This window comes from Stutzerimonas stutzeri (assembly GCF_024448955.1).
GTDB lineage: Bacteria > Pseudomonadota > Gammaproteobacteria > Pseudomonadales > Pseudomonadaceae > Stutzerimonas > Stutzerimonas stutzeri_AQ.
The window spans coordinates 26764-38416 of record NZ_JAMOIH010000002.1 but is presented as its reverse complement, the minus strand read 5'-3'; the positions used below and the strand labels follow the sequence as shown (position 1 = coordinate 38416).

At 65.3% G+C, this 11653-nt stretch carries 5 protein-coding genes; 1 reads left to right on the top strand and 4 read right to left on the bottom strand.

Annotated elements, in window-relative coordinates; genetic code table 11:
- Positions 1 to 146: 146 nt before the first annotated feature.
- The gene (locus NA645_RS02180; RefSeq protein WP_423836557.1) at positions 147 to 1055 is read left to right on the top strand and encodes an AEC family transporter; all 909 of its coding nucleotides are present in this window, start codon (positions 147 to 149) and stop codon (positions 1053 to 1055) included.
- A gap of 30 nt (positions 1056 to 1085) precedes the next feature.
- On the opposite strand, the gene NA645_RS02175 is transcribed toward NA645_RS02180, so the two are convergent.
- The 4 genes from NA645_RS02175 to recC form a co-directional block, all read right to left on the bottom strand.
- Positions 1086 to 2306 carry an ATP-binding protein gene (locus NA645_RS02175; RefSeq protein ID WP_256047307.1) on the bottom strand — a complete coding sequence of 407 codons (1221 nt, stop codon included), beginning with the start codon at positions 2304 to 2306 and terminating at the stop codon, positions 1086 to 1088.
- An 82-nt stretch (positions 2307 to 2388) separates the two neighbouring features.
- Positions 2389 to 4227: an exodeoxyribonuclease V subunit alpha gene (gene recD / locus NA645_RS02170; RefSeq protein WP_256047306.1), complete on the bottom strand. Its 1839-nt coding sequence runs from the start codon at positions 4225 to 4227 to the stop codon at positions 2389 to 2391.
- A 196-nt stretch (positions 4228 to 4423) separates the two neighbouring features.
- Complete coding sequence (recB, locus tag NA645_RS02165) at positions 4424 to 7969, bottom strand: exodeoxyribonuclease V subunit beta (protein ID WP_256047305.1); 3546 nt, start codon at positions 7967 to 7969, stop codon at positions 4424 to 4426.
- Between the two features lie 181 nt (positions 7970 to 8150).
- Complete coding sequence (gene recC / locus NA645_RS02160; RefSeq protein WP_256047304.1) at positions 8151 to 11465, bottom strand: exodeoxyribonuclease V subunit gamma; 3315 nt, start codon at positions 11463 to 11465, stop codon at positions 8151 to 8153.
- Positions 11466 to 11653: the final 188 nt, after the last annotated feature.

The window sequence follows — 11653 nt, the reverse complement described above, 5'->3', positions numbered from 1 at the left end:
AAGCACGCACATGATATCAATTAGGCATCATCGTGCTCGTTTTTCCGATGAGCGCCAGCCTCGGTGCAGCGCCACTACGTCTGGCTTGCGGACTCAAACGCAACGCCGCACTATCGCCTATCTACATGCACCACTGGATGTATCGCGTGATTGCCCTTCTGCTCGCCCTCTGGCCTTTATTTGCGTTGATCGTTGCCGGCTATTTTCTACGCCTGAAAGAGTTCCCCAACGAGGCCTTCTGGCCGGGCGCCGAACGGATCAACTATTTCGTGCTGTTCCCGGCGCTGCTGTTCAGCAGCCTGGCCACTGCGCCGCTGAACAATCCTGCACTGCCGCGCCTGGCCGGCGCGGTCATGCTCGGACTGGGGCTGATATGGGTCGGACTGTTGCTGGTCAAGCGGATGCGCGGCTGGCCGGCCGCTCGCTTCGGCGCGGTTGCCCAGGGCGCACTACGCTTCAATACCTATCTGGGTCTGGCGGCGGTGGGCAGCCTGTTCGGCAAGGAAGGCCTGGCGCTGGCGGCGCTGATGCTGGCGCTGATGGTGCCAACGGTGAACGTCATGTCGGTCTGGGCGCTGACCGCCGAGCGTGGCGTCAATGTGCGCTCGCTGTTACTGCCGATCATCAAGAATCCGCTGATTCTTGCCTGTCTGGCCGGTGCGCTGGTGAACCTCGCAGGGCTGGGCTTGCCCGGCGGGACCGATCGACTATTGAGCCTGCTGGCCGCTGCCAGCTTACCGCTAGGGCTACTCTGCGTCGGCGCGGCACTCAAGCCGCAGGAGCTGAGCGGGGAGATCCCGGCGCTGGGCTGGAACAGCGCGACACGCCTGCTGGCCGTCCCGCTGCTGGCTTATGGCGTGGCATTGGCTCTCGGATTACCGGACATGGAGACGAGCATCCTGGTGCTGTTCTTCGCCCTCCCCACCGCACCCACTGCTTACGTCCTGACCCGCCAGCTTGGAGGCGACAGCCACCTGATGGCCGGCATCATTACGCTGCAGACGCTGCTCGCTGCGGCCAGCTTGCCGTTGGTGCTGACGCTGCTGAACAGTTGAGATAAACGCACCGGCCGGGCCGAAGCATCCTCAAGTCGACCAGAACATCGCGAGCGGCACGGCCACCAGGTGCTCATCAAAAGGCACGACTTGCTCTCCTGTGTAGAAGACCACGCCGCGCTTGAACTGCTGCGGCGTGGTCTCGCGCAGATGGCGAAGACCGTTGAAGTCCTTGCTCGTGATAGTGGCCGCTGCCTTGACTTCAATGCCGATGAGGTCGCCCCGACGATTCTCCAGCACGAAATCGACCTCGACACCCGTGGAAGTACGGTAGTGCATCAGTTGCGTGCGCAGATCCGACCAGCTTTGGTGCTTGGCCAGCTCGGCATGAACGAAGCCCTCCACCAGATTTCCTGGCAGCCCCAGGCCGGACGCTATGCCCGATTCGCTCAAGCCCTGCAGATGAGCCATTAATCCGTAGTCGGTCACGAACAGTTTGGGCGATTTCTGTAGCCGCTTGCCGAGATTGGACGACCAGGCGGGTACCTGACGCACAAGAAAAAGCGTCTCCAACAAGGTCAGATAGCGCTTGAGCGTGGTCTGCGGAATGCCCGTCGAGCGGGAAAGCTCGGCGGCATTCAGCAGTCCGCCACTACGGGCACCCAGCAGTTGCATCAGCCGCGGCATCTCCGTCAGCCCGTCTATCTGGGCCAGGTCGCGTACGTCGCGCAGTAGAATTGTATGGAGATAGCTATCGAACCAGGCTTCCCGGCGGCGTTCGCTGGCACGGCTCAGCGCCTCCGGATATCCACCTCTGCTTAGCCTCACGATGAAGTCCTGCCGCTCGAAATGATACTTGTCTGGCAGTTGGCCATCGAACAGTCGATCGATCACGCTCAGGGGCTGACGTTCTATTTCGCTTTGCGCCAAAGGCCACAGGTTCAGAACTTCCATGCGTCCTGCCAGGGAATCAGCAATCTGCGGTAGCAACAGAACATTGGCCGAGCCGGTCAGGAGGAAACGGCCAGATGTGCGATCACGATCTACCGCAGCCTTGATCGCCAGGAATACCCCAGGAGCACGCTGCACCTCATCGAGGCAGACCGCTCCCTTCAACGCATTGATGAAACCGAATGGGTCAGCCTGCACCGCAGCCAGCACAGCCGGGTCATCAAAGGTGTAGTAAGTGGCATCGCGGCCAAGGTCTTGGATCAGCGTACTCTTGCCGGTCTGACGGGCGCCGTTGACCAGCACGACAGGCGAATCGTTCAAAGCAGCCAGTAAATGTTGACGGATTCTGCGTGCGTACATGGTGTAATTTCATCCAGCAAGTGGGTGAAATTACACCACAACCGGACGACAGGGAACAGTATCGATTCTCCCGCTCATGTTTCTAGAACAAACCAAGCTGCTCTATCGGCTCGGCAAGCTTATCCGGATCGCCTCTCTCCGACTCCTGCCTGCTCCGTGCCAGCCGTTGCGCCAAGCCTGCTGCTCGCTCGGCTCGTGTATTCACCGCCTCGGCGAGCCGCGCCGGCAGCGCCCAGATCTCGACCTTACGCTTGGCGCGGGTAATGCCGGTGTAAAACAGCGAGCGGGTCAGCAGTGGGCTGGGCTGTTCGGGTAGCGCCAGCAGCACCTCATCGAACTCCGAGCCCTGGCTCTTGTGCACGGTCATGGCGAAGGCGCTGTCGTGGCTTGGCAGCCGCGCCGGGGCGAAGCCGCGATAACCTTCATCACCCTCGAAAAACACCCGCAGGCCGTGCTCGGTTTTCAGACATAGACCAATGTCGCCGTTGAACAGCCCCAGCGCGTAGTCGTTCTGCCGGACCATCACTGCACGGCCGGGATACCAGCGTTCGCGTGCCGGCACGCCGAGGCGCCGTTTGAAGCGCGCTTCCAGCGCCTCGTTGAGGCCGGTGACGCCAAAGGCACCTTCGCGCTGAGCCGTCAGCGCGCGAAAGCCGTTGAAGGCATCGAACGCTGCAGTCGGATCCGACTGCCGTGCCGCCTGTAGATAAGGCGCATAGCCCTGTTCTAGGCGTTCGATCAGCGTGTTGGGGCTGGGCGCCGCGTTCCAGGCCAGATCGACGCGGCCTTCCTGCAGCAACGCGGCGGTACCCTTGGCGTCGCCACCGTTGATCCGCCGCGCCAGTTCGCCGATGCCACTGTCGCCGGCGAAGCGATGGCTGTGGGTCAGCAGCACCACCGCATCACCCAGGCGCGAGCGCGGCGTCTCGACCGGCACGCTTTGCCCGGTGATGCGCTGCAAGTCGCCCGCTGCCTGGGCGTCAAAGCCGCGCCCTTCGCAGAGCTCGGCGAACACCGCACCGGCCTCCACCGCCGCCAGTTGATCCTTGTCGCCGAGCAGGATCAGCCGTGCCTTTGGCGGAAGTGCGACGACCAGCTTGGCCATCAATGCCAGATCGACCATCGACGCCTCGTCCACCACCAGCACGTCCAGCGGCAGCGGGTTGGCTGCGTCGTGACGGACTTTCGGGCTGTCGCCACGGCTGCCGAGCAGGCGATGCAGCGTGCGTGCCTCATCCGGCAGCGCGTCCTTGAGCGCATCGCTTATCGGTAAATTGGCCTTGGCGTTGCGGATCGCCTCGGCCATGCGCGCCGCCGCCTTGCCGGTGGGCGCGGCCAGGCCGATGGCGAGGCGCTCGGCTCCGGGCTGCTCCAGCAGCGCAGCCAGCAACCGCACTACGGTCGTGGTCTTGCCTGTGCCGGGGCCGCCGGAAATCACCGCCAGCCGACGCCGCACCGCCTGCGCTGCAGCCAGCCGTTGCCAGTCGGGGCTCTGCTGATTGAAGTCGAACAACCGCGCCAGGCTGTCGCTGAGCTGCGGTTCGTCCACCTCAGGCACATCCGCCGAGCGGGACAGCAGCTGTTCGGCCAGCTGTTGTTCGTAAGCTTGGTAACGGGACAGATAGAGGCGGTCGCCGACGAGCGTGAGCGGTGCGTAGTCATCGGGCCCACCGACCAGCGGGGATATCTTCAGATGCTCACGCCAGCTAGCGAGTGGCGGCAGGCTGACATCATGATCCGGCCAGGGCCGCTTACCGGCCAGGCTCCCCAGTAGCAAACAGACGTCGCCGTTACCAAGCGCCTCGCAGCACAGCGCGGCGCCGAGCAGCACCGGCTCGGATGCCATTGGATCGAGGCGCCGCAAACTGTCAATGAAGGCACGCTCCAACGGGCCGAGCGGCAGGTCCGAGCGAAGCGTCATTGCGCGTCCCTCCACGCGGTAGGCGTCGCGCCGTTCAAGCGGTGGGCTGAAGCCCACCCTACAGAAAAATTGGAGCGCGCCGGCTCCAGGCTTGCCACCTGTAGGGTGAGCTTTAGCCCACCAAAACGTGCAGCACCACATGGGCGTTGCGCTGATGCAAACCTCTCGCCCCACTTCACAGAACATGCTTCTCGCATCATCTACCCTCCTCGAACAACCGATCCAGCGCATCGAGCAGCGCATCGTCCGGCCGTGCGAAATAAACGCCCGCCTCGGGCATGCCGCGCAGGAATAGGTAGAACGCGCCGCCGAGTTGCTCGTCGCGGAAGTCTGCCAGGCGCTGGCGCAGGAAGCGGCGCAGCGCCACCAGGTAGATCAGGTATTGCAGGTAATAGTGTTCGCCCGCCAGCGCCTGCAGCAGCCGCTCGCCGCCGTAGTAGCTCGCGTCCGGGCCGAGCCAGTTGGACTTGTAGTCCGCGATGTACCAGCGCCCGTCGTGCTCGAAGGTCAGGTCGATAAAGCCTTTGAGAAAGCCCTTGAGGCTGTCGAACTCCAGGCGTGCCGCCGCCTCGCGCAGCGGCGCGGCAAGGCCGTTGGCCGGGTCGGTCAACAGGGTTCGCAAGCGCATCACATCGAGATCCTGAACCGGAAAGGTGAAGCCCAGCTCGGGTAATCGCCGTGCGGCTTGCAGGTCGGAAAGGCTTAGGCCGGCGCCATCCAGGTCGGTCTCCAGGACCTGTTGCAGATGGGCGGAGGCGACCTCTTTCCACTCCAGCGGCAGCCCATAGGCCTGCAACGCCGGCTCGACGAGCTCCGACAGCTCGCCCTTGCCGCGTGCCCAGTCTTCGAGAATCGCATGCAGGCAGGTACCGGCACGTGCACCGCGAGGGAAGGCGAAAAAGCCGCTGCCCGGTTCGCCGGCATCAGGAATCGCCAGGGCGTCGCGGTCCGGCGCTTCCATGTGCATGCCGGCGGCCAAACCGGAAAAGCTGCCGATACGCCAGGCGCTGTGCAGGCTGCGGTTGAGCTGCGACAACTGCTGCGGCGGTGCCGCGCGGCCTGGGCCATGAGCGCTGGCTTCGCGTTGTTCGAGTGGCAGGCAGGCCATGCTGCCCTCGCTCCCCTGAACCAGCCGCTCGATGGCCAGGCGCAGGCTGGCGCCGTTGAGATCGGCCAGATGATTGCCCAGCTCGGCCAACGGCTGTGCGCCCGCAAGTTCACGGCCGTGCAGCAGCCAGGCCAGGGCGCTGCTGTGCAGGCCTTCATCCGCCAGGCTGCCATCCTTCTTCGGCTTGCACAGGCACACCGGACCCCAGTGCAGCCAGAGCCGATCACGGGCACGGGTCAGCGCGACGTAGGCCAGGCGCAACTGCTCGGCGAAGACTTCCTGGCGGGCACGTTCGAGGTTTTCCTCCAATTCGCCACTGCCCAAATCCAGCAGCGGCTGGCCGTGTTCGTCATGGCAACGGGCGCTGTCGCGGTTCTTACCGAGCAACTTGCCGTCCCAGAGAAAGGGGCAGAACACCAACGGGTATTCAAGGCCCTTGCTGGTGTGAATGGTGACGATCTGGACCCGCTCGGCATCGCTTTCCAGGCGCAGCAACGCTTCTTCGCCGGCGCCTTCGCTGCCGCGCTGCGCGTTGAACCAGGCGAGCAAGGGTTCGAGGCCGGGGCGCAACAGGCTCTCGGCCTGCAGCAATTCGCCCAGGTGCAGCAGATTGGTCAGCCGACGCTCGCCATCAACCCGCGCCAGCAGCCGCTCGGCCACTGCCTGCTCGTCGAGCCAGGCACGGAACACACGCATGAAGCCCTGTTGCTGCCAGAGCTGGTGATAACGCTCGGCGGCTTCGCGCTCGGCGTCCCACTGCAGCTGATCATCCTGGCAGCGGGCGAGATCGGCGGCGCTGCGGCCTAGCATGCGCGTAGCCAGAGCGTAACGCAGCAAACCCTCGCGACCCGGTTCGGCATAGGCGGCGAGCACCGCGGCGAGCTCCGTGGCCTCTTCGCTGCGCCAGACGCTGTCGCGCCCGCGACGCACACTGGGCACGCCACGTGCGGCCAGCTCGTCGGCAATCATCCCGGCCTGGCGGTGGTTGGCCACCAGGACTGCGATGTCGCCCCCCTTCAGTGGGGTGAACCTGCCGTCCTTGTCGAAGCCAGCCCGGCCCTCGGCGGCAGCTGCCAGTTGCAGGGCGATGCGCCGTGCGGTGTCGCCCGCCGCCAGTTGCGCGGCTTCACCCTTGCCCAGCGGATCGTCGCCAAGCCAGACCAGCGACAACGGCGCCGCCTCGGCCTCCTCCACCAGGCGCAGTTGCGCGCGCGATTTTTCGGCAGCGCCCACTGGCGGGTACTGCAGGTCGTTCTGGGCGAAGGGTTGCGGATGGGTGAACAGCCGGTTCAGCGCGTCAATCAATGCCGGCGTTGAGCGGTAGTTGATCGGCAGGTTATAGGGCCGGTCGGCCTGGTTGCGCGCGGTGATATAGGTCGCCAGATCGGCGCCACGAAAGGCGTAGATCGCCTGCTTTGGGTCGCCGACAAAGCACAGCGAGGCCGGACTGCCCGTGGCGTAGATGCGGTCGAAGATGGCGTACTGGATCGGGTCGGTATCCTGGAACTCATCAATCAGCGCCAGCGGATAGGTGGCGCGCAGCGAGGCGGCCAGATCCTCACCAACCGGTCCCTGAAGCGCCTGATCCAGGCGATTGAGCAGGTCGTCGAACGCCAACAACCGCTGCGCCGCTTTACGCTCCGGCAGTTCGCGGTTGAGCCGTTCAAGCAGCGCAACCTGTAGCGCAATCAGCCGTTGCTTGCCCGCCGGTAGCGCCTCTGCCACGCGGTCGGACAGCTCATCCAGCGCGTGAGCCAGCTCGCAGACGGGCGCGTCGAAACCCTTCTTGCAGGCCTTGCTCAAGGCGCGCACGCCGAACTTGGCGGCGCCGTCTGGCAGGTCGAACATCACCGCGGGGTCAGCGAAATAGCCGTCCAGCTCGCTACGCCAGAGTTCGAACTTGATGCTTTTGTGGGTGTTCTGGTTGAGACCACCGTGGGCCAACAACTCGGCGACCCAGGCAGTACCGGCCTCCTGCCAGAGGGCCGCAGCGCGATGCCAAGCCGCCTCGACCGGACGCAGATCGGCCGCAACGATCCCGCCCTGTGGCTCGACACGCAGATAGGGCTTGCCCAGATGGCTGCGCAAACGCTGGCGCAACCACAGCGGGGTGATCCGGCTCTTGGCTAGAAACCGCGCCCAGGCTGGATCGGCATCGGCCAGCTCGCTACGCCAGGCATCGGCGAGTAGGGCATCGATGATCTCGCGGTCGTCGGCGGTCAGCTCACTATCAAAGTCGCCGCCCGCCTCGAAGGCCGCGTCCTGCAAGGCACGCTGGCAGAAGCCGTGAATGGTGAAGATCGCCGCCTCGTCGAAGCCGTGTACCGCCAGCAGCAGGCGGCGTCGTGAGGCTTCGTCCGGGTAGCGGGCATGGAGGCGATTGAGGAAGTCGTCGTCGCTTGGCGAGCCCTCATAAACGGCCAGCAGATCGGCCAGCCGCGCGCGGATGCGCTCGCGCAGCTCGGCGGTGGCCGCGGTGGTGTAGGTCACGACGAGGATCTGGCCTACCGACAGTTGCCGCTCCAGTAGCAGGCGGGCGTAAAGAGCCGTGAGCGTCCAGGTCTTGCCGGTGCCGGCACTGGCCTCTATCAGCGAGCGGCCGTCAAAGGGAGAATCGAGCAGGTCCAATTTCATGCGAACCCCCCGGAGGCGACATGGGGTTTGTCAGCACGCTTTCGCGACGAAGCGGTACGGCCACGGAGGGACCGCTCCACAGTGCATGAGCTTTTCGTAGGGTGCGCTCCGCGCACCACCAAGCCTCGATGCATGCGGTGCGCGGAGCCCACCCTACGGTGGGGGCAAAGAATCGACAGGCTCATGCGTCTTGCTCCTCGTCCTGGGCCAGGGCATCCAGGGCCGGGCCGATCAGCTGTTCGGCCAGGGCTTCGAAACGCTCGCCCAAGGGATCGCGGTCGCGGAAGGCCAGGGCGTTCCAGGGGTCTTCGGATTCGGCGGCGATGGGGCTGAATTCGGCGCCCAGCCAGGCTTCGCGGGCGCGCTTGCGGGCGCAGTCGAGCGGTTCGCTGCCACGGGCCGGTTTGCGGTAGCTCTTGGCGAAGGCATGGCTGCTGCGCGGCAACAGCGGCAGCGGTTCACGGATCGCGCAGCGATAGGCGGCCAGCCAGGATTCAAGCAGTTGCGCGGCGTTTGCCAGCGGACCCAGTTGCCAGTCACCGGCCGGCGACAGCATCAGGCTGTTGCGTTCGGTACCCGGCGTGGCGGACAGGTTGAGCAGCAGATGGCGCAGCCAGAATGGCGGCAGGTCCCATTCGCCGAGGCGACCGAGCTTCCAGCCGAACAGCCCGCCCGGAGTCACACCGTCGAGCCAGCCGTGCACCCGCACGCCGGCCAGGGTGATGTCCACGGCCAGCGGTTCGGCAACCTCTTCGGGACGCAGCTCGAACAGTCGCGGAGCGAATGCCCGCACCGGACCGCGCAGCTTGCCCCACAGCACCTGACCCAGCTCGCCGGTGGGCAGCCAGCCGGCGGCGCAGGCCATGCGGCGCTCTTCCTCATCGCTCCAGCCGTGCTCCAGCGCTTGCAGCGACAGACGACGCAGGCCGTTCCAAGCGGGCATTTCCAGGTCGAAGGGCTCATCGCTGGCAAGCGCCTCCTGGTCATCGGCCAGGCGCAGACCCAGGCGCTGTTCGAGCAGGAAGCGCGCCGGATGGCGGAAGCACTGCAACAGCTGGGACGGCTCGATGGTCAGCCAGGCCTCGTCGGGCTCGGCAAGCAGACTGGTAAAGGGTTGCACTTGTGTCCGCGGCGGTTCGGCCAGGCGCTGGGCGGCGCGGAACCAGGGCAGCGAATAGCCGGCGCAGAGCGCGCCGTTGAAGTTGCGTGGCGAGAAGGGCTGCAGCGGATGGGCGATGAGAATCTTCTGGCTGGCCTTGGGTTTTATCGGCTGCGAGGCATCGGTGTTGGCAGATTCGCGAGCAAGCTCGCTCCTACATTTGGCGGTCATGTCGACCGCTTCCAGCACTTCGCTGAGCAGTACCGAAGGCGGCAGCACGGCGTTGTCGCGCGGGTCGCGGCCGACATACGACAGATACAGCGCCTCGCGCGCCGACAGCAGGGTTTCCAGCAGCAGGTAACGGTCATCCAGTCGCCGCGCACGATCGCCCCGCCGCGGATGGCGGCCGATCAGGTCGAAGCCCGACGGCGGCGTGCGCCGGGGAAAGGCGCCGTCATCCAGGCCGAGCAGGCAGACCACGCGAAACGGTAGGCTGCGCATTGGCACCATGGTGCAGAAGGTCACCGCACCGGTGAGAAAACCCGAGGCGCCACCGCCCTGCTGCAGCGCGGCGCTGAGCTGCTGATGCACCAGTTCCAGCTCGATGGGGCGCTCGAGGTCCGCAGCCTGCGCCTGGTCGCGCAGTGAAGCACAGGCCTGGGACAGCAACAGCAGGGTGTCGCCGGCCTCGCGTTCGTCGAATAGGTTGTCGAGCAAGATTTGCAGGTCGTCCGCCCACTCACCCAGCGGGCGTGGCCGGGCCAGCTGATCGGCCAGTTTGCCGAGGCGCTCGACGAACTCTACCAACCGACCCAGCAGCTGGCCTCGCGCGCCTTCCAGCGCATCCAGCGGCCAATGCTCACCGAGCAGCGGCGCAGAGTCGCCGGCCAGTTGCGGTGGCGCAGCGAAGCCCAGTAGCAACCGATCCAGCCCCTGTCGCCAGGTGAAGGCGGATTCGTCCGGCAAGCCCAGTCGCGCCCGCTGGCTGCCATCGCGGCCCCAGCGCACACCCGCCTCGCGCAGCCAGTCGCGCAGCAGCGGCAGGTCTTCGCTTTCGATCCCGGCGCGACGGGCGATGGCCGGTTGCTCCAGCCAGGCGAGGATTTCCTCGGCGGCGAAACGGCTCTGCGCCAGCATCAGCAATTCTAGGAATGCTTCGATCAATGGCAGCTCGGCGCGCAGGCTGCGGTCGGCGAGGCTGTAGGGAATTCGCGGGCTGCCTTCGCGCGGGGCAAACACCGCTTCGATAAAGGGCGCGTAGCGCTCGATATCAGGGGTCAGCACCACCACCTGATCCGGGCTTAACGCCGGATCGGCGGCGAAGCGTGCCAACAATTGATCGTGAAGAATCTCCACTTCGCGCAACGGCGAATGAGCGATATGCACTTCCAGCGAGCGGTCATCCTCGGCCAGTGTCATGCGCTCGTCGGGCAAGCGGGTGCGCAAGCGCAGGATGTCGTTCTGCAGCGCGTGCAGCAGGCTGTCGTCGCGCAGATCTGCGTCTTCGGAATACAGGCCGATTTCCTGGCGACCTTCGCTCGTCGCGAGGCTGAACAGCGAATCGAAGAAGTCGCGGCCCTGCTTGCCCAGGCTCGCCAGCAGTGGATGACCGACATCGAGATACCAATCATCGACACCGCTCTCTGGTTGCCGCGCCAGCTCGCGAATATCGCGGATCTCGCCCCAGGCTTCGCGGCTCGGGTTGAGCGCGCAGACCACCACCTCGATATGCCGAGCCAGCCCATCGAGCACACGCAAGTGATGCGGCGGCAGGCTGCTGATGCCGAACACCAGCAGCCGCTCGGGCAGGCCGGGTAAAGGCTCGTCGCTATAGAGCCGCTGCAGCAAATCATCGAGCAGACGGGCACGATGCGGATGGCCGTCCTTGGTCAGCTCGCGCCAGAGCAGCGCCTGCCAGGCTTCATCGGGACCAAGATCGAACGTCGCCCCGCGCTCCCACGCAGCTAACCAGTCGTCGCGATAGAGCAAGTATTGGTCCAAAACGTCGGCGATCTTCGCTGCCAGTGACAGCCGCCGACGCTCGTCGCCGCCGTCGAGATATTGCGCCAGACGGGGCGCCAATTCCAGGTTGGACGGCTCGCACAGCCAACCATAGAGGCGCCAGGTCAGGGTCGAAGGGGAAAATGCCGATTGCTCCGGCAGGCTGCCCAGCACCGTGCGGCTCAGGTCCCAGACGAACTTAGCCGGCAACTGCATTTCCAGCTGCATGGCAATGCCTTGCTTGCGCGCCAGTTCCAGCGTCAGCCAACGGCCCATGCCCTGGCTCGGCACCACGACCAGCGCCGGTGCGAAGGGGTCGCTCAGTGGCTGGGCAAGCAAGGTGGTCGCCAGTTCGCCGAGGGTTTCCAGATCGGGAGCGTGGTAGAGACTGAGCATGGGCAGACCATTGAAAAGCGAAGTGGGTAGGTTACAGACCACCCGCCCGGCTAGCGAGTGACTGCACCATCGTGCACCGGCGTCGCGACAAGCTGCGTCGCGCCGGCCAGTCATGACAGTTTCTTGAACGGCACTACAGCGCGAAGGTCAACCGGATATCCCTCGATTCGTATCGCGTCGCTCGGCGC

Coding starts and splice junctions, on each gene's coding strand:
- NA645_RS02175 (WP_256047307.1), bottom strand. CDS start 2,306: ATGTACGCACGCAGAATCCGTCAACATTTACTGGCTGCTTTGAACGAT.
- recD (WP_256047306.1), bottom strand. CDS start 4,227: ATGACGCTTCGCTCGGACCTGCCGCTCGGCCCGTTGGAGCGTGCCTTC.
- recB (WP_256047305.1), bottom strand. CDS start 7,969: ATGAAATTGGACCTGCTCGATTCTCCCTTTGACGGCCGCTCGCTGATA.
- recC (WP_256047304.1), bottom strand. CDS start 11,465: ATGCTCAGTCTCTACCACGCTCCCGATCTGGAAACCCTCGGCGAACTG.